The sequence below is a fragment of the Streptomyces sp. NBC_01408 genome (assembly GCF_026340255.1).
In the GTDB taxonomy this organism is placed as follows: domain Bacteria; phylum Actinomycetota; class Actinomycetes; order Streptomycetales; family Streptomycetaceae; genus Streptomyces.
In genome coordinates this window covers 303245-320874 of record NZ_JAPEPJ010000003.1, presented here as the reverse complement: position 1 = coordinate 320874, position 17630 = coordinate 303245, and the positions used below count along the sequence as shown (strand labels likewise).

Annotated in this window: 15 protein-coding genes; 13 read left to right on the top strand and 2 right to left on the bottom strand. The window is 72.1% G+C overall.

Annotated elements, in window-relative coordinates; genetic code table 11:
• Positions 1-82: 82 nt before the first annotated feature.
• Complete coding sequence (locus OG447_RS29190; RefSeq protein ID WP_266940431.1) at positions 83-823, bottom strand: DUF2470 domain-containing protein; 741 nt, start codon at positions 821-823, stop codon at positions 83-85.
• A gap of 157 nt (positions 824-980) precedes the next feature.
• Between OG447_RS29190 and OG447_RS29185 the strand changes: the two genes are divergently transcribed.
• The 4 genes from OG447_RS29185 to OG447_RS29170 all read left to right on the top strand — a co-directional run bounded on the left by OG447_RS29185 (position 981) and on the right by OG447_RS29170 (position 3984).
• Positions 981-1376, top strand: a complete 396-nt coding sequence (locus OG447_RS29185) for a cell division protein SepF (RefSeq protein WP_266940430.1) — start codon at positions 981-983, stop codon at positions 1374-1376.
• Positions 1377-1869: 493 nt separating this feature from the next.
• The gene (locus OG447_RS29180; protein ID WP_266940429.1) at positions 1870-3012 is read left to right on the top strand and encodes an ATP-binding protein; all 1143 of its coding nucleotides are present in this window, start codon (positions 1870-1872) and stop codon (positions 3010-3012) included.
• Positions 3009-3377, top strand: coding sequence for a nucleotide pyrophosphohydrolase (locus OG447_RS29175; RefSeq protein WP_266940428.1), 369 nt, complete (start codon positions 3009-3011; stop codon positions 3375-3377). Before OG447_RS29180 ends, OG447_RS29175 begins: the two co-directional genes overlap by 4 nt.
• Before the next feature lie 121 nt (positions 3378-3498).
• A complete protein-coding gene (locus OG447_RS29170) occupies positions 3499-3984 on the top strand; it encodes a DUF6099 family protein (RefSeq protein ID WP_266940427.1) in 486 nt (161 codons plus the stop codon).
• Positions 3985-4101: 117 nt separating this feature from the next.
• Here OG447_RS29170 and OG447_RS29165 read toward each other — a convergent pair whose 3' ends face one another.
• Positions 4102-4380: a hypothetical protein gene (locus OG447_RS29165; RefSeq protein WP_266940997.1), complete on the bottom strand. Its 279-nt coding sequence runs from the start codon at positions 4378-4380 to the stop codon at positions 4102-4104.
• 260 nt (positions 4381-4640) lie between these two features.
• On the opposite strand from OG447_RS29165, the gene OG447_RS29160 reads away from it, so the two are divergent.
• The 9 genes from OG447_RS29160 (at position 4641) to OG447_RS29120 (ending at position 17597) form a co-directional block, all read left to right on the top strand.
• Positions 4641-5879: a recombinase family protein gene (locus OG447_RS29160; protein WP_266940426.1), complete on the top strand. Its 1239-nt coding sequence runs from the start codon at positions 4641-4643 to the stop codon at positions 5877-5879.
• Positions 5833-6414 (top strand): hypothetical protein, encoded by a 582-nt coding sequence (locus OG447_RS29155; RefSeq protein ID WP_266940425.1) that lies wholly within the window; start codon positions 5833-5835, stop codon positions 6412-6414. The genes OG447_RS29160 and OG447_RS29155 overlap by 47 nt, the downstream gene beginning before the upstream one ends.
• A gap of 24 nt (positions 6415-6438) precedes the next feature.
• Complete coding sequence (locus OG447_RS29150; protein WP_266940423.1) at positions 6439-7362, top strand: LLM class F420-dependent oxidoreductase; 924 nt, start codon at positions 6439-6441, stop codon at positions 7360-7362.
• Between the two features lie 16 nt (positions 7363-7378).
• Positions 7379-8293 carry a homocysteine S-methyltransferase gene (gene mmuM / locus OG447_RS29145; protein ID WP_266940422.1) on the top strand — a complete coding sequence of 305 codons (915 nt, stop codon included), beginning with the start codon at positions 7379-7381 and terminating at the stop codon, positions 8291-8293.
• 123 nt (positions 8294-8416) lie between these two features.
• Positions 8417-10291: a hypothetical protein gene (locus OG447_RS29140; protein ID WP_266940421.1), complete on the top strand. Its 1875-nt coding sequence runs from the start codon at positions 8417-8419 to the stop codon at positions 10289-10291.
• Positions 10288-13308: an ATP-binding protein gene (locus tag OG447_RS29135; protein WP_266940420.1), complete on the top strand. Its 3021-nt coding sequence runs from the start codon at positions 10288-10290 to the stop codon at positions 13306-13308. The genes OG447_RS29140 and OG447_RS29135 overlap by 4 nt, the downstream gene beginning before the upstream one ends.
• A complete protein-coding gene (locus tag OG447_RS29130; protein ID WP_266940419.1) occupies positions 13305-15161 on the top strand; it encodes a hypothetical protein in 1857 nt (618 codons plus the stop codon). Before OG447_RS29135 ends, OG447_RS29130 begins: the two co-directional genes overlap by 4 nt.
• Before the next feature lie 2 nt (positions 15162-15163).
• Positions 15164-15721, top strand: a complete 558-nt coding sequence (locus OG447_RS29125; RefSeq protein WP_266940418.1) for a hypothetical protein — start codon at positions 15164-15166, stop codon at positions 15719-15721.
• Between the two features lie 73 nt (positions 15722-15794).
• Entirely contained in the window at positions 15795-17597 is a 1803-nt protein-coding gene (locus tag OG447_RS29120) for a hypothetical protein (protein ID WP_266940417.1), read from the top strand.
• Positions 17598-17630: the final 33 nt, after the last annotated feature.

The window sequence follows — 17630 nt, the reverse complement described above, 5'->3', positions numbered from 1 at the left end:
CGTCCCCAACAGGGCCCCCCGGGCCGCTATTCCGGCTTCCGTGAATTCCTGGGCGGGCGGCCACAGGTGGCCACAGGCTGCCTCAGGCAGGCAGCGTGTTGCGGTGCGAGCGCCGCCGGGCCGCGCTGAAGAGCGCCTGGATCTGCGCCCCGGACTGCTCGACGTCGTCCAGCGGCGAGGGGAAGGGTAGCCGTACGTCGCGGTGGCCGCGGCGCTCCTCCAGGCGCAGGGTGATCCCGTACCGGTCCATGGCGACCGGCAGCGCGCGGACCACGGAGGCCGTGGGCAGCGGCTGGACCAGGCGCAGCAGCAGGGTGACGAGGTCGGGGTGGTCGTCGAGGAGGTGCGTGAGCATGCCGGCCTCGTACGGGGCGAGGGGGTCCGGCCGGGCCGCTTCCAGCTCCTCCAGGCCGATGTACGAGACGCCGTCCTCGGTCTCCAGGACCGCCCGGCCGAATTCCATGCAGGTGCTGTCGGAGGAGTCGGGTCCGGCGCTCCCGTCCGGGTAGGGGGTAAGCATGCGACCCAGGACGGTGACGCGGGCGCGCACCCGGTCGCGTACGGGGGTGGGGGCGACGTCGGTGAACTCCAGCCGGATCGCGGGGCGGTGTTCGGCGCCCCCGCCGGGTTCGGCGGGGTGCAGGTGGAGCCGGCCCATGGGGTCGGCGCCGTCGAGGTGGCGGACCTCGGAGCGCAGCCCGTCGGCGACCACGGTCATGGAGTGGGCGGCGGCCAGGACGGACCGGACCCGCTCGGCGTCGGTGGGCCGGGTGGCGGGCGCGGGGTGGGCGGCCGGGGTGGCAGGGGCACCGGACATGCGCATGCGGATCTCTCCATAGTCCCGAGTGGGTTAGGTATGCCTAACCTAACCCATTTGGTCCTCGGGGAGTACCCGTCCCGCTCGTGTCGCTGTTGGGCTGAACGGGTGAAACGCGAGAGGATGGCGGGATGCACATGAAGCGCACAGCCGAGGCGGCCCGGTGAGCAGGTACGACGTCACTGACGAACAGTGGGAGGGGCTCGCGCAGGTGGTACCCCTGCGCAGTCGCAACGAATGGCCTTCCCGGGTGGACCACCGCACGATCCCCAAGTCGCCCGGGGTGTCCGCGGCGGAACAGCGGCGCTTCGTGGTGATCCGGGTCCAGATCTTCGCGGACGCCCGGGAGGTGGCCGAGTACCTGATCGCGCAGATCCCGGTGCTGCTCGACCTCACCGGCGCGGACAGTGAAGTGGCCAAGCGGATCCTGGACTTCAGCAGCGGTGTGGTCTTCGGGCTGGGCAGCGGGATGCACCGGGTCGACCGGAACGTCTTCCTGCTGGCGCCCGTCGGGACGGAGGTCGAGGGGATCGCCGCGGCGGCTGTCCCCCGATCGTAGGAAGGTCGCGGGGGCGGAACGGTTCGGCGGGCTCTCGGGGGGTCCGCCGACCCGTACCGTCCGGCGCATGGAAGCCCCCCTGGACGCGGCGGCGGACCGCGCCGCCGCAAGCGTCACCGCCGTCACCGCCGTCGCCGCACGTGTGACCGCCGCGACTGCCGCCGCGGCACCTGCCGTCACCGCACCTGCCGTTGCTGCGGTGCCTGCCGTCACTGCGGCCGTCACCGCACCTGCCGTTGTCGCGGCGCCTGCCGTCACTGCGGCAACTGCTGCTGCGGCTGTCACTGCTGCTCCTGCCGTCGCCGCTGTCACCGTCGTCCCGGTCCCGGTCGCGCGCTCCGGGTCAGGCTCTGGCCATGGACCAGGCTCCGGCCCTGGGTCGGGCTCGGGCTCCGGGCCCGGCCTTGGCCGCGGCTCGGGCGTTGGTCCGGGCTCGGGCCTCGGCTCCGGCTCCGGGGCCGCGGGTCCGGTCCGGTTAGCCGGAGCCCCGGCCGTGCCCGCGCAGCGGCAGCCGCAGCACCGGCCCGTCGTCACCGAGCTGCGGCTGTCCGCCTTCGGCCCGCACCGCGGGGCCGTCTTCCCGCTCGGGCCCGTCACGCTCTTCGGCGGGCCCAGCGGCAGCGGCAAGTCCCAGGTCCTGGCCGCCTACGAGGCCCTGGCCGCGCTGGGTTCCGGCGCCACGCTGGAGGAGGCCTTCCCGGACTCGTCTGCCCGTATCCCGGACCGGGCGGTCCCCGATGCCGACCGGCGGCGCGGGTTCCGCATCGGCTGCACGGTCGACGGCCCCGCCGGGCCCGTCCGGCTGGACCTCGCCGTGCAGGCCGAGCCCGCGCTGCGGATCGTCGGCGAACGGCTCACGCAGGACGGCGAGATCCTGCTCAGCACCGCCCTGCGCGACCCCGGCCGGCGCTCGGTGCAGGCCGCGTGGCTGACCGGGGGCGCCACCGGGGTCACCCGGGCCCCGCTGCCCGACGACCGGCTCGGCACGGCCCTGCTCCCGCTCCGGGTGGCCGGCGCCACGGCCGGGCAGCGACAGGTGCTGGCCGCCGCCGAGCAGGTGGTGGTGGCGCTGCGCTCGGTGTTCCCCTGCGACCCCCGCCCCGACCGGATGCGCGCCCCCGCCCCGCAGGGGGAGGGCCGGCTGCTGGGCGACTGCGTCAACCTGGCCGACGTACTGCGCCGGACGCGGCACGAATGCGGCACCCGCCACGCACTGCTGGCCGAGGCGGCCCGCACCGGCTGCGCGGGCCCGGTCGCGGGGCTGGACGTACGGGCCCGCGCGGACGGCCCCGTCACCGCGCTGCTGGAGCGCGGCCCCGGCCGGCCCGCCACGGAATTCGGCCGCCTCGGCGCGGGCGAGCTGCGCTTCCTCGCGCTGGCGCTGGTCCTGCTGACCGGACCGGGCGTGCTGGCCATGGACCCCGCCGCCGAACTGCTCTCCGCGCAGCAGGCGCTGACGGTCCTCGCCGACGGCTTCGACCACGGCCTGGACCGGCGGCAGACCGCCGAACTGCTGCGCCTGGCACTGCTGTCCTGCGGCCGGGGCCACGTCCGGCTGGTGGCGGCGGTGGGGGAGGGGTCCGCGGACCTCGCCCGTGGGATCCAGGGCGTCACGGTGGTAGACCTGACCCCATGAACGACGAGCGGCCGGACGAGCGGCTGGACCGATTGCAGCGCAGGCTCGCGGACTTCGCGGCGGCGCGGGGCTGGGAGCCCTACCACACGCCCAAGAACCTGGCGGTGGCCCTGAGTGTGGAGGCGGCCGAACTGGTCGAGATCTTCCAGTGGCTGACGCCGGAACAGTCGGCGAGGGTGATGGAGAAGCCGGAGACCGCACACCGGGTGGCCGACGAGGTGGCCGACGTGCTCGCGTATCTGCTGCAGTTCTGTGAGGTTCTGGGGGTGGATGTGCTGGATGCGCTCGCCGCGAAGATCGAGAGGAACGAGCTCCGCTTCCCGGTGCCGGGCACTTCGACCCCTAATCGTCACTCTTCGGAGTGATGGCCTCGTCCACAATCACGTTTGTGTCCACAATTTCCGAATACCCCTGGCTTTACTGGCTCGTTGCCCTCACTCTGGGTAGTGATGGGATTGGCGATGTCGTGCGGACGGGGGACGGCATATGGATGCGGTACGGCTCATCGCGGCCGGCCGGCACGCGCTGGCACGGAGCGGGGCTGCGTGGGACATCGTGGGCGAGGCCTGGCAGGCCCAGGCGCTCGCACAGGGACTGGGGGGATGGCTGGCGGTCACCGGGCCGCCGGAGCTGAGACCCGAGGCGAGAGGGCTGGGTGAGGCGGGGGGCAGAGGATGCGGGGTGCTCGACCGGGCGGCCCTGCGCGGCGAGGGCATCACGCCCGCCCATCCGCCGCGGGCGGCGCAGCTGACCGAGGTGACGGACGTCCGTCAGGCACTGCTCGGGCTCCAGGCGCTGCTAGGCGAAGTGGGCATAGCCCTGGTCGGGGTCGCCTGCGCGACGGACGAGGAGAGCCTGTACTGGCAGTGCATAGAGTCGATCGACGCGGCTGACGAGTCGAGCGACCGGGTGCGCGCGATCCTGCGCCGCCTGGCGGTCCGCGAGCGGGGATCGGCCTCCGGCGTGGCCTGAGACCGGCCGGCACGACCGGCCGGCACGACCGGCCGACGCGACCGGATCGCACGGGTCCCGGTACGGGTCCGTCCCGGCACGGGTGGGGTCCCGTCGCGCGCGACGGGACCCGCACGGTCAGAACGGCCGGTAGGAGGGGCTCTCGATGGCGCGGCTGCCCGGGGTCAGCGAGGTGTCGGGGCCGGCGGGCGTGCGGTCCGTGGAGGACTGGAGATCGGCGTCGAGCTGCGAGAGGTCGGCGTTCAGCGCCGCCATCAGCTCTTCCATCTGCTGGAGCAGGCCCTTCGGTGCGCCGTTCCGGGCGGGGACCCCGGACTCCTGGTGTGCGTGGTCGTGCGCTGCCTGTCCGGTCTGTCCGGTCGGTTGGGGGGTCTCCGGCGCGGCCTCTCGGGACATGGCGGCCTCCTTTTTGGCCCTCGCCCTTCCGGTGCGGAAGGGGGCGGTGGACGTACCGGCGAAAGGCCGCCGGCGCGCGGGCCGGGCGGTCCGGCTCCGACCGAGCAAACGATCCCCCTCCGGGCTGGTCACTGGCGGGCCGGGGCGGACGTTCCGGTTGACGCAGATTCACCCGGCAGGGGTGGGGAGGGTAGAACGGGAAGCATAGATCTTCGCATTGGGCTTCGACGTATTCTTCGGAACCGCTAGCGTATCTACCCATGGAGCCAATCGCCCTGGGGGACAGGGGCCCGGACACGATCAGGGCCAGGACGTACGGCCGGCAGAGCCACAAGAGCGAAAGCGACAGCTCTGCATCTCCCAAAATGCAGAAAGATACTGGCATCGCCTTCATCAACAGCCAGGCCGCGTGGACGCACACAGGGCACTACGAAGACGTCGGCCTCTCTGGTTACGACCCTGACGTCTACCGTCCGGATTTTGAGCGGATGCTGGAGGACGCCCGAAAGGGTGAGTTCGATGTCCTCGTGATCTACATGCTCTCCCGGCTCACCCGCCAGGGCGCGGCTGAAGCACTCAAGATCCAAGAGGAGTTGGCGAAGTGCGGGGTCGCACTTGTCAGCACCCAAGAACCCTTCATCAACACTTCCGACGACAATCCGTTCGGTGTCGCCTTCTTCGCTCTAATCGCTGACCTGGCGCACCAGGAGAGCAAGAACAAGAGCAAGTTCATCAAGGATGCCTTCGCTCAGCTCAGTGCAAAGGGCTCGCACTCCAGCGGCCCCGTGCCCTTTGGATTCGTTGCCGATCAGGTCAGCGTCGACGGGCTGACCATTCGTGTGCTGAGTCCGGGACCGCAGACCGAAAAGAAGCTTGGCCCCGAGTGCACTCCCGCCGACACGGTGACCCGCATCATTGACTTGGCAGAGGACGGGAGGAACCCCAGCGCCATCGCTGCGGAGCTGACGGAGAGGCGGGCCAGGACGCCGTACGGAAGCCTGGACGAGGAGACCGCTCAGGCGCGCGTCGCTGCCGCGCAACGCAGCCGCAAGAGCGGGCCGTCCGATGAGGCCAACGCCGAGTGGTCGCCCACTGTCGTAGGCCGGATCCTGCGTGACCCACGACTGGCCGGCTACGCCATCGGCCCTGTGGACCCCAAGAGCAAGCAGCGTGCCATTCTGCGCGACGCCAAGGGGCAACCCGTAGCGCCGCATACGGGGTTCATCTCCCCCAAGCGCTGGTACGACCTCCAGCGCTCCTTGGACGGGCGCAAACGCACCGTACAGCGAGACCGGACCGGCGAGCGGACGTTCCTGGGGTCGTGGGGGATCCTCCACTGTGGGCGGTGCGATGCAGGAATGACTGTGTCCCGTGCGCAGGGGACCTATGTGTGCAACCTTCGTCGCGCGGTTGGCGACGAGTCGAAGCACGTCCTCCGGGTCGTCATGAGCCATGCTGACGACGTCGTGGCGTCGCGGGTCTGGGCCCGACCCGGATGACGTCGAATGGCTGTCGATCGCAGCGGAGCGTTTCGCGGTACAGGGAACCGACCCACAGGCTGCGGAGGAGCTGGGGGAGCAGGAAGCGCAACTTCTCCATGTGCAGGCCAGCATGGAAGCGCTGTACCACGACCGTGCTGAAGGCCTATACGACGGCGACGTCGGTAAGAAGGCGTTCAAGGACACCATCCAGAAGTACCAGGCCCACGCAGAGGTCTGCACGGCGCGTATGGCGGAGCTGACGGCGTCGGCAACGGTCAGCACCCGCCTCCCGCTCGACGAGTGGTTCAGCGACACCGACAGTGACCCCTTCGCGGAGGGCGGCATCTGGGGTCGGTGGGAGGTCGACGAGCGGCGTGCGTTCCTGGGGCTATTCGTGGATGCCGTCACCGTCGCCCCCAATGCGTCGAAGGCAGGCACCGACAGGGAGCGCGTGGACGGCCGCATTGACGTCGTCTGGGCCACGCGGCCGTCAGAGAACAACGCGGAGTCGCGACGGCCGGGCCCTTTCACACCCACATGGAACGGGGTCTGAGTGACGGATAGGCAATATGGAGTCATGGAACTCCGTATCTTCACTGAACCCCAGCAGGGCGCGAGCTACGAGACTCTGCTCCGCGTTGCCAAGGCCGCCGAAGAACTCCGCTTCGGAGCGTTCTTCCGCTCCGACCACTACCTCAGGATGGGCTCCGCCGACGGCCTGCCCGGTCCGACGGACGCCTGGATCACCCTCGCGGGCCTGGCCCGCGAGACCAGCCGGATCCGGCTGGGCACGCTGATGACGGCCGGCACCTTCCGGCTGCCCGGCGTCCTCGCCATCCAGGTGGCCCAGGTCGACCAGATGTCCGGCGGCCGGGTCGAACTCGGCCTGGGCGCGGGCTGGTTCGAAGAGGAGCACAAGGCCTACGGGATCCCCTTCCCTGCGGAGCGGATGGCCCGGCTCGAGGAGCAGCTGGCGATCGTTACCGGGCTGTGGGCCACCGAGACCGGCCACCGCTTCGACTACGCGGGCCACCACTACCAGCTGGAGAACTCGCCCGCGCTGCCCAAGCCCGCCCAGGCCAAGGTGCCCGTGCTCATCGGCGGCCACGGCGCCCGGCGCACCCCCCGGCTCGCCGCGCGGTACGCGGACGAGTTCAACATGCCGTTCGCCTCGGTCGCGGACAGCGCCCGGCAGTTCGCCCGGGTCCGGGAGGCCGCCGCGGAGGGCGGGCGCCGCGCCGGCGAGCTCGTCTACTCCAACGCCCTGGTGGTCTGCGTGGGCAAGGACGACGCCGAGGTGGCCCGCCGGGCCGCCGCCATCGGCCGTGACGTGGACGAGCTCAAGGCCAACGGCCTGGCCGGCTCCCCGGCCGAGGTCGTGGACAAGCTCGGCACCTACGAGGCCATCGGTTCCTCCCGCGCCTACCTCCAGGTGCTCGACCTCGACGACCTGGATCACCTGGAGCTGATCTCCACCCAGGTCCAGTCCCAGCTCGGCTGACGGAGGCCGGCCAGCCATGCCCCGCGCGTCCGGCCCGCTCGCCGAAGCCCTGAGCCACAGGTCCCTGATCCTGGACGGCGGGCTGAGCAACCAGCTCGCCGCCCAGGGCTGCGACCTGTCCGGTGCCCTCTGGTCGGGACGGGTGCTCGCCGAGCGGCCGGACCAGGTGGAGGCCGCCCACGGGGCGTACGTCCGGGCCGGCGCCGAGGTGCTGATCACCGCCAGCTACCAGGTCGGCTACGCCTCCTTCGCCGCCCACGGCCACGACCGCGCCGCGACCACCGCGCTGCTGCGGCGCAGCGTCGACCTCGCCGCCCGCGCGGCCGAGGCCGCCGGCCACGAGGTGTGGGTGGCCGCCTCCGTGGGCCCGTACGGCGCGGTCCTCGCGGACGGCTCGGAGTACCGCGGCCGGTACGGCCTGAGCGTGCGCGAGCTCGCCGCCTTCCACCGGCCCCGCATCGAGGCCCTGCTCGCCGCCGGACCCGACGTCCTGGCCCTGGAGACCATCCCCGACCCGGACGAGGCCGAGGCGCTGCTCGGCATCCTCGCGGAGACCGGCGGCCCGGCCTGGCTGAGCTACACCGTCGAAGGGGGCCGCACCCGCTCCGGCGCCCCCCTTCCCGACGCATTCGCACGCGCCGCCGCCTCCCCGGAGGTCATCGCCGTCGGTGTCAACTGCTGCGATCCCGCCGAGGTGCTGCCCGCCCTCGAAGCGGCGGCCGGTGTCACCGTCAAGCCCCTCGTGGCGTACCCCAACGACGGCTCCGTATGGGAGTCGGCCACCGCCACCTGGCACCCCCCGCGGGCCGAGTCCCCCTGGCCCGTCCCCGCCTGGCGCCGCACGGGCGCCCGCCTCATCGGCGGCTGCTGCCGCATCGGCCCGGCCCGCATCGCGGACCTCGCGGCGGAGTGCGCTCGTCCAGATATCTGACGGTGCATCAACTTCGGTCATTCGTAGATGACTTCTGGTCAAAGTCGGCTCCCGCGGACATCCGGGGAGCTGACAGGCGCCCCTCCGGCGGTCAGGATGCTCCGACATCGACAGGGGGGCGTCATGAGTGCTGCCGAGAGCGTGCCGGCAACCGAACCTCGCGGCGGGGACGAGCCGGACGCCGGGGCGGAACTGGCCCGGCGCGTCTTCACCGGCCAGGAGCGCTGGGGCTGGGAGTTCGTCCAGCCGCCCGAGCCGCCCGCACACCGCGACGCCCAGCGTCCGCCCGTCTACTCCGAGCCCTCGGGCGACGAGGTCCGCGCCATGGAGGAGCGCGTCATGACCGCGCGGAAGAACAAGGGCTCGGGCTGTCTCCTCCTGCTGGCGGGCATCGTCGCCTTCGCCGCCGGCGGAGCGGCCGCCGCCGTGACCGTCATCGTCCTCGTCATCGTCCTCATGGCCGCGACCTCCCCGGCCGCCAGGCTGGGGGCCGCCCGACGACGCCTGGAAGCCGCCCGCACCCGCGCCCGGCAGGACTACGAGCAGAGCCGGCACGCCTGGCAGAGCCGGATCGACGCCCACCGCGCGGAGCACCTGCGGCACAACCAGACGCTGGACACCTGGTTCCCGCTCTCCCTCACGTCCGGTCCCAGTCGCATCGACGTGTTCGGGGGCACGGGCAATGGCTGGGCGAGCCTGCTCGCCACGGTCGGCGGGCCGCTCCTCGGCGGTGGCGGGCCGCTCGTCGTCCTGGACCTCACCCAGCAGGCCGTCGCCCTCGAACTCGCCGGCCTCGCAGCGCGCCGCGACATCGCCGTCGCCCACGTACCCATGCCCGGAGCCCTGCTCGACGCCGATCTCAGCGCGGAGTTCACTCCCGAGGAGCTGGCCGAGGCCATGGCCGAAGCGCTGGGCACCATGCGCCCGCCCGGCGCGGACGTGGACCTCCACACCATCGACGTGGACGTCGTGCAGACCGTCGCGGAACTGCTCGAAGGACCGGTCACCTTCACCCGCCTCGCCGCCGGCCTGCGCGTCCTGCTCCGCGTCTACGACCCCGCCCCGGACGCCGCCGGCCCGCTCAGCCCCGCCGAGGTCGAATCGATCACCCGGGCGGTGGACCTCCTGGGCCAGGGCGAGCGCGTCCAGAACGAACTGCGCTACGTCCGGGCCCAGACGGAACTGCTCACGCCGAGGGGGCAGGAGGCCGCCGTCCCCGACGGCCGCGCCGCGGACTGGTGGCGGCCCGCCGGACTGACGATCGTCACGACTGAAGACTCCGTGCGCCGCCGCAAGGACCTCACGGACCGCTTCGTGTTCTTCCGGCTGGTCCACGCCCTGCGCACCCGCGCCATACCGCACGGATCGGGGACGCTCGTCGTCGCCGGAGCCGACCATCTCGGACGCGACGCCCTGGAATCGATGGCGCGCGAGGCACGCACGGCCGGCGTCAGGCTGGTGTTCCTGCTCGAACACCTGAGGGAGGGCACGGTCCAGGTCGCCGGCGGATCGGACAGCGCGACGGTCTTCATGCGCATGGGCAACGGCGAGGAGGCCAAGGCGGCCGCGCAGTTCATCGGGCAGGAGCACAAGTTCCTGGTGAACCAGCTGACCCGGCAGATCGGGGAGACCCTCACCGAGGGCCGCGGCAGCAGCTACGGCGTCCAGCGGGGCGTCTCCGACACGGACGGCTCCAACCGGGGCGGCGGCATGTCCGGCAGCAACTGGGGGAGCTCCAGCTCCTTCTCGACCTCCCTCTCGCGCAGCTGGCAGGACTCGACCAACACCTCGACCGCCCGGTCGACGACGACCGGCGAGAACCTCAGCCGGGTCTACGAGTTCGCGATCGAGCCCACCCAGCTCCAGGCCCTCCCGGCGACCGGCCTGGTCCTCGTCGAAACCGGGCCGGGCGGCCGGCGCGTCGTGTTCGGGGACTGCAATCCCGGCATCAACTTCCTGCCCCGGCTCTCCGCCCGCCCCCGCGCGAGCCTGACGTGACTCCCGGTGCCGGGTCCAGGGACACGGGCCTGGCCGCCGGACTCGGCGCGTACCGCTTCCACCGCCTGATCACCGTGCCCCGGCGGCCCGAGGACCCGCGTACGGAGGACCGTACGGCCGCCCAGCTCACCGCCGCCGTCACGGCGGCCCACGCCGTGCTCTCCGGGCTCTCCGCTCCCGTGACGGACCGCCCGACGGGCCTGGCCGCGGCATGGGTGCGCCCGGGCCGGCACCGGCCGCTGCACTTCCTGGTGGGCGGATCGCCCTCCTTCCCGCCCGCGGGCGACGAGCCCGCCGCGGCCGGCACGGAACGCCCTCTGCGCTACCCTCCCGGGTCCATCGCCCGGGACGTCCCGGCGGGCGAGACGGTCGCACTGCTGGAACGGCTGCCGTTCTGGATCCCCTGCCCGGGCGCCCACGACGCCCTGCGCCTGGGCGACGACGAGCGCGCCCTGCCCAGCGAACGCCGCGGCTCGTTCGACGACGCCGTCGCCCACCTCCCGGACGCCTTCGCCTGGCTCGTCCTGGCCGAGCCCGTCCCGTACGGGCGACTGGAACAGGAACGCGCCGCACTCGCCGTCCAGCTGCCCCGGCTGCGCCAGCGCGAGAACTCCGCCGCCGACCGGGTGGCGGCCGACCGGGCCGAGGCCCGCTACCGCGAGCTGACCCGCGCCCTCGCCACCGGGGTGTGGAACGTGCGCGTCCTGGTCGGCGCCGAGCGGCCCGAGTCGGCGCTCGCCTCGGCAGCCCTGCTGTGCGGTGCGGGCGACCTCGACGACCTGCCGTACGTGCTCGTACCGGCGCGGCATCCGGTACCCCTCGCCGAGGCGCTGACCGTCGTCACGCCGCAACCGGCCGACGCTGCCGGGCCGCCGGGCAGCGTGCCCTTCGTCGCCCCCGCCGAACTGGTCGCGGCGCTGGCCCGGCCGCCCGCGAGGGAACTCCCGGGAATCCGGACGGTGGCCCCGAACCGGTTCGACGTCACCTCCGACGACACGGGACACGACACCGAGAGCTTCCTCATCGGGGACATCCTCGACGAGGCCCTCATGCCCGCCGACCGGCTCCACGTCTCCCGCTCCACCCTCAACCGGCACGCCTTCGTCTGCGGGGCGACCGGCTCCGGCAAGTCCCAGACGGTGCGCAGCCTGCTCACCGCCCTGTCCACGCACGAGCGGCCGATCCCCTGGCTGGCGGTCGAGCCGGCGAAGGCCGAGTACGCGCGCATCGCCGGCCGCCTCGCCGCGGGACGGGGACCCGAGCGCGCCCGGCGCGTCACCGTGATCCGACCCGGGGACGTGGACGTGGCCCCCGCCTCGCTCAACCCGCTGGAGCCGGAGCCGGGCTTTCCGCTACAGAGCCACGTGGACCTGGTACGGGCCCTCTTCCTCGCGGCGTTCGAGGGGCACGAGCCCTTTCCGCAGGTGCTGTCGCGGGCCCTGTCCCAGTGCTACACGGCCGCGGGATGGGACCTCGTCACCGGCGAACCGCGCCCGGCCCACAAGCCGAAGTACCTCCTGAGCGAGCCGGACGAGCCCCGGACGGCCCGCTACCCGACCCTGGGCGAACTCCAGGCCACCGCCCGGCAGGTCGTCGAGATGATCGGGTACGGCAAGGAGGTCACCGCGGACGTACGGGGCTTCGTCGACGTCCGGATGGGTTCGCTGCGGGAGGGCGCGCCGGGACGGTTCTTCGAGGGGGGCCATCCCCTGGACATCGCCGGGCTGCTCGCCGGGAACGTGGTCCTCGAACTGGAAACGATCACGAACGACCAGGACAAGGCCTTCCTCATCGGCGCCGTGCTCATCCGCCTGGTCGAACACCTGAGGGTGCACCACGGCGCCGGCGGAGTCCCGCTGCGCCACGTCCTGGTGGTGGAGGAGGCGCACCGGCTCCTGAAGAACGTCGAGGACGGACCCGCGGCCGCTGCCGTCGAGCTCTTCGCCTCGTTGCTCGCGGAGATCCGCGCGTACGGCGAGGGCGTCGTCATCGTCGAGCAGATCCCCAGCAAGATCCTGCCCGACGTGATCAAGAACAGTGCGCTGAAGATCATGCACCGGCTGCCCGCAGAGGACGACCGCCGGGCCGTCGGCGCGACGATGAACCTCCAGCCCGAGCAGAGCGAGAACGTCGTCGCCCTGCCACCCGGACGGGCCGCCGTCGCCGCCGACGGCATGGACCGGCCCGTCCTGACGGCCATCCCGCACGGGGAGCACGACGAGAGCGCCGAGGACGCGTCGGCCGAGCCGCCCCTGCTGGGCAGCCGCAGCCCCCTGTGCGGGACCTCCTGCCGCCTCGAACCGTGCACCCTGCGCACGATGAACGACTCCCACCACCGCTCCGTGGAGCCCCTCCAGCTGATCTGGACGGACGTGGCGGCCTCGGCCCAGGCGATGGGCAAGGACGCGCCGGGCCCGTCCGACCCGGTCCGGACCGCGTTGACGGCACTCCCGCCGCGTGACCTGGAATGCACCCTCGTGTACGCGGTGGAACGGGCGGTGGCCGCCCGCGAATCCCTGATGCGCGACGAGGTGGACCCGGGCGACTTCGCGCGGCGGCTGCACGCCGTGCTCTGCGCCGAGCTGCTGGGCACCGACCCGCCGGCCGGGGACCCGCGCCGCTACACGTACGCGAACTACCGCTTCCGGGACGTCATCCGCGTCATCCACCAGACCAGGACGTCCGCTCCGGACGGTCCGCACGCCTACCCGGACCACCAGGCGCAATGGGCCTCCCGGGGACTGGTCCTGACCGGGACGTCGGGGGCGGACCACCGCCTCCAGGTCCACGCCCTACCGGGGTACCGGCAGGAACGGGTCCATGCCCGGATCGGCGACGTGAACCGCAGCGGGCTGCGGGACGCGGTGGCGGCGGTGACGGGCGGTACGACGGAGGAACACGTCACGCGGGCCTTCGCGATGGCCTGCGAGGCGGGGTCGCGGCTGCGGTCGGTGGTGGCGGAGACGGCGGTACGGGTGGCGCTGGAATGCGCCCGGGAGAAGGGGACCCGTCCATGAGCGAGATCGGCGGCACGACCGACGCCCCGCCACCGCCCCCTCCGCCCCCGGAGCCGCCGGCGGACGCGCACGCGCCGCGGGACGGGGACGAACCGGAGACGCCGGCCGGGGCGGGTTCCGGGTCGGACTCCGGGTCGGATTCCGGGAGCGGCTCCGGGGCGGCGGACGCCGACGACCAGACACCGGAGGCCGAACCGGAGGACGACACCCCCACGCCCGAGCCCGCCCGCGAGGCGGACACCTCGCTCCAGCCCACGGCCGAACAGCCCCGGGACGGCGACCACGTCCCGGACGAGCCTCCGCCCCTGGACGCACCCCGGGAGGGCGACACCCCGGACCCGTACGACCCGGAGCCGCCCGCGCCCGCAGCTCCCCAGGACCCGACCGCGCCCGAAACCCCGGCAACGGACACCCCGGCCCGCCACCAGCCCGACACCCCCTCCGAGGAGTCGACCGACCCTCCACCGGAAGAGCCGACTCCCGAAGAACAAGCCCCGGAACAGCCCGAGCCCCAGAAACAGGAGTCAGAGCCCGAGCCGGAACCTGAGCCCGAACCAGAACCGGAACCCGAGCCCGAACCGGAGCCAGAACCCGAGCCGGAGCCGGAGCCGGAACCCGAGCCGGAGCCCGAGGCGGAACCGGAGCCCGAAGAAGAACCGGATCCCGAGCCTGAGTCGGAACGTGAGCCCGAACCGGAGCGCAAACCTGAGCCGGAATCGGAGGCCGAGCCCGACACCGAACCGGCTCCGGAGGCAGAACCCGTGGCCGAGGCGGAGCCGGAGCCGGAGCGCGAACCCGAGCCCGAAGCCGAGTCCGAACCGGAGCCCGTATCCGAGCCCGAGCGGGAGCGGGACGCGGACGCCGGACCGGAATCCGAAGCCGAGCCGGAGCCCGCCGCGGAACAAGACCCCGAACCTGAAGGGGAACTCGAACGGGAACGGGAACTCCGACCCGACCCCGAACGGGAGCCGCGCCCCGAGGCCGCTTCCGGGGCCGAGCACGACCGTGCCGAGCCCGACGAGGCTCAGGACACGGCTGCGCAGGAGACGCCCCCGCCCGACTCCGGGACGTCACCCGAAGCGGACCGTGCCGAGCGCGACGACCCGACGGGCACTGACAGCACGCCCGAGGAGCAGGCCGCGGAGACCGGAGACCAGCCGGACCCCAGTACCGAAGTGGCCCAGGCCGCGGTCACCGTGGCCGAAGGCGCGGTCAAGGCCACAGCGGCCGTGGCCGGCGCCGCCGTGGCCCTCGCCGAGCACGTGGCCGACGCAGCGGACGAGGTCTCGCAGGGCTTCACGTCCGACCTCGTCTCGGACGTCGAGGTTGCCGGAGAGGAGGACGCTCGCGCTGAGAGCCGGGCAGACGGCGAACAGCCGCCGGACTCCGGCGATCCGATCGACGGGGGGACCGAAGTCGATGACGAGACCATGGCCGAAGGTGACGGTGCACCGGACGATTCGGAGGGTGAGGATGCCGAAACGGCCGATGACGAAAGTGCGGCGGATTACACTCTCCATCCGGAGCAGCGCGATTACATCGAAGGTCGGCACTTCCTGCCGGGGGCGGAAGAATTCCCGGACAAGTCCTACTTTACGATTCCTCGCGAGGGCTTGAATGAGGTCGTTGGGTTGACTCTGGAGCAGGACCCGCAAGGAATCCCCAATACGTTGGGCAGAACGGGTACCATCCATCGGGCCGAAATGCCGGAATCCGTTGGTGAGGATGGGTATATCGGCCGCGCTGGCGTGGGTCATGGAAACTATCAACTCGATCACGTGGAGGTCATTCTGAATGACGACCGAAGTGTTCGAGACACTTATCCCTGGAACCCGGTTCATGGAGCTGAATAGTCATGAGTGAATCCGTTGTAATTTCTTACCTGCTTGGCGAAGGGGGCGAAGAGGGTTCCCCTTCGCGCCTGGGTGACCAGTTGGCGATTCTGAACGCAGAAGAGTGGGTCGTTCGTGAGCGGTGGTTCCTCGGATCGGTCGACCTTCAGATCGGTGGTGTGACTTGGGCTTATAAGAACACCCCGCTGCTCGACTTCGCATTGGCTCTTCGTTACGCGGTAAATATTCTGGCGGCCGATGGCGTCATTGAGTTCGACGCGGAGGGCGGTCCGAAGGTCCGCCTGCAGCTGATCGGTGAGACGGCGCGGGTGGCCGATCTTCGAAGCGGGCTGGAGGGGGAGTGCTCGTTCGTCGATCTGGTGGGATCTGCCGGTCGCTTCCTGCGCAGTCTCCTCGACGACATCACGAGGGCCCGCCCCGATTTTCTCCTGAATGACGTGGTTCGGATGGCTTTCCGGGAATCCGGGGCCAGGCAATTGAATGAGGAGGCGTTCGGGCGTTACTCGCGTGCGGGGCAAATCCGGGGCAAGCTCCTCAAAAGGCAGGCCGCCCAGGGCTGAGTTTCGTTCCGGCCTCGCCGACTGAAATATGCAGGCAGTCGAACGGAATGCCTTGTGGTCAGAAGGAGCAGACGTGAGTGGTGGGGAGCGTCAGGGTGGGAGTGGCCTGGCGGAGGGGGTTTTCGGGGGCGGGGAGCGGTGGGGTTGGGAGTTCGTGGTGCCGGCCGGGGTGGTGGCGCATCCTGATGCGGCGAATCCGCCCGTGTGGGTCGAGCCGTACTTTCCCGAGCTGGCCCGTCTGGAGGAGCGGAGATCACTGCGGTTGACCGCGGGTCAGATCGTGGGGGTGGTGTTCGCCATCGTCGTCCTCGGGATGATCACGGTCGGCTTCCTGTCCCTCATCCTGGCCGCCGTGTTCATCGTCGTCGTGTCCGTCACCAACCCGAACCGCGAGCAGGCCGCCGCCCAGCGCCGGGCCGCCGAGGAGCGCGGGCGCCTGTGGGCGGCGCACCAGCAGCGGGTCGCCGCCTGGCAGCGGATGCTGTACGAGGACGCGCAGGCGCAGCTGCGCCGGTCGGCGGCGGCGGACACCTGGTTCCCGCTCGCCCTCACCTCCGGCCCCGACCGGATCGACGTGGTCGGCGGCACCGGCGACGGCTGGGCCGGCCTGCTGGCCGTCGCGGGGGGTCCGGTGCTCGCCGCCGGGCAGGCGCTCCTCGTGGTCGACATGACCGAGCAGACCGTCGCCCTGGAGCTGGCGGACCTCGCCGCGCGGCGAGGGGTGGCCGTGGAGCACGTTCCGTTTCCCGCGGCCTCGCTCGGCACCGATCTCGGTGCCGAGTCCGACCCCGAGGAACTCGCCGAATCCCTCGCCGGGGCGCTCGCCACCATGCGGCCGCCCGGGACCGACACGGATCTGCACAGCGTCGACGCGACCGTCATCCGCGCCGTCGCCCGGCGGCTCGACGCCCCGCTCACCTACGGCCGCCTCGCCGCCGGGCTGTCCGTACTGCTGCGCCTGTACGACCCGGCTCCCGATGGATCCGGCCCGCTGGCTCCCCACGAGGTCGCCCGCCTCACCGAGGCCGTCGACTCCGTCGGCCGGGGCGAACGCCGGCAGAACGAACTGCACTACGTGAAAGACCAGTTGGACTCCATCGCCGGACCCGCAGGGGACGCGCAGAGCCCACCCGGCGACCGGCCGGCCGTCGGATGGTGGAGGCCGGGAACCCTCACGGTGCTCGCCACCGACGGCCTCGGCCCCCGCCGCAAGGACCTCGCCGACCGCGTCCTCTTCTTCCGGCTGCTCCACGCGCTGCGCACCCGCGCCTTCCCGCCCGCCACGGGCACCCTGGTCGTCGCCGGCGCCGACCATCTGGGCCGGGACGCCCTCGAAGCGCTGGCCCGGCACGCCCGGACCGCGGGCGTCCGCCTCGTCCTGCTCCTGGAGCACTTCCGGGACGGGAGTCTGCACCTCGCGGGCGGCTCGGGCAGCGCGACCCTGTTCATGCGGATGGGCAACGGTGAGGAGGCGAAGGCCGCCGCCGAGTTCATCGGGCGACAGCACACGTTCGTCGTCAACCAGCTGACCAGGCAGACGGGCGAGACGTTCACGACCGGACGCGGCGGCAGCTACGGCGAACAGATCGGAGAGTCCTCCACCCGCACCAGCGGTGTGGACGGTTCGAACACGCACGGCACCTCGTTGTCACGCAGCTGGCAGGAGAGCGTCAACACGTCGACCGCCACGTCCACGACAACCGGCGAGACCTCCTCCCGGCTGTACGAGTTCACGGTCGACCCCACGCAGCTGCAGGCTCTGCCCCCGACCGGGCTCATCCTGGTGGAGGCCGCTCCCGGCGGCCGCCGTGTGGTCTTCGGGGACTGCAATCCGGGGATCAGCCTCATGCCCCGCGTCTCACCGCGCCCCCGGTGACCGGCACGGAAAATCGGAGGCGGACACGGGCGC

Excerpts from the sequence above, each read along its gene's own strand:
- OG447_RS29190 (WP_266940431.1), bottom strand. The coding sequence starts at position 823 with ATGCGCATGTCCGGTGCCCCTGCCACCCCGGCCGCCCACCCCGCGCCC.
- OG447_RS29175 (WP_266940428.1), top strand. The coding sequence starts at position 3,009 with ATGAACGACGAGCGGCCGGACGAGCGGCTGGACCGATTGCAGCGCAGG.
- OG447_RS29170 (WP_266940427.1), top strand. The coding sequence starts at position 3,499 with ATGGATGCGGTACGGCTCATCGCGGCCGGCCGGCACGCGCTGGCACGG.
- OG447_RS29165 (WP_266940997.1), bottom strand. The coding sequence starts at position 4,380 with ATGTCCCGAGAGGCCGCGCCGGAGACCCCCCAACCGACCGGACAGACC.
- OG447_RS29160 (WP_266940426.1), top strand. The coding sequence starts at position 4,641 with ATGGAGCCAATCGCCCTGGGGGACAGGGGCCCGGACACGATCAGGGCC.
- OG447_RS29155 (WP_266940425.1), top strand. The coding sequence starts at position 5,833 with ATGCTGACGACGTCGTGGCGTCGCGGGTCTGGGCCCGACCCGGATGAC.
- OG447_RS29150 (WP_266940423.1), top strand. The coding sequence starts at position 6,439 with ATGGAACTCCGTATCTTCACTGAACCCCAGCAGGGCGCGAGCTACGAG.
- mmuM (WP_266940422.1), top strand. The coding sequence starts at position 7,379 with ATGCCCCGCGCGTCCGGCCCGCTCGCCGAAGCCCTGAGCCACAGGTCC.
- OG447_RS29140 (WP_266940421.1), top strand. The coding sequence starts at position 8,417 with ATGAGTGCTGCCGAGAGCGTGCCGGCAACCGAACCTCGCGGCGGGGAC.
- OG447_RS29130 (WP_266940419.1), top strand. The coding sequence starts at position 13,305 with ATGAGCGAGATCGGCGGCACGACCGACGCCCCGCCACCGCCCCCTCCG.
- OG447_RS29125 (WP_266940418.1), top strand. The coding sequence starts at position 15,164 with ATGAGTGAATCCGTTGTAATTTCTTACCTGCTTGGCGAAGGGGGCGAA.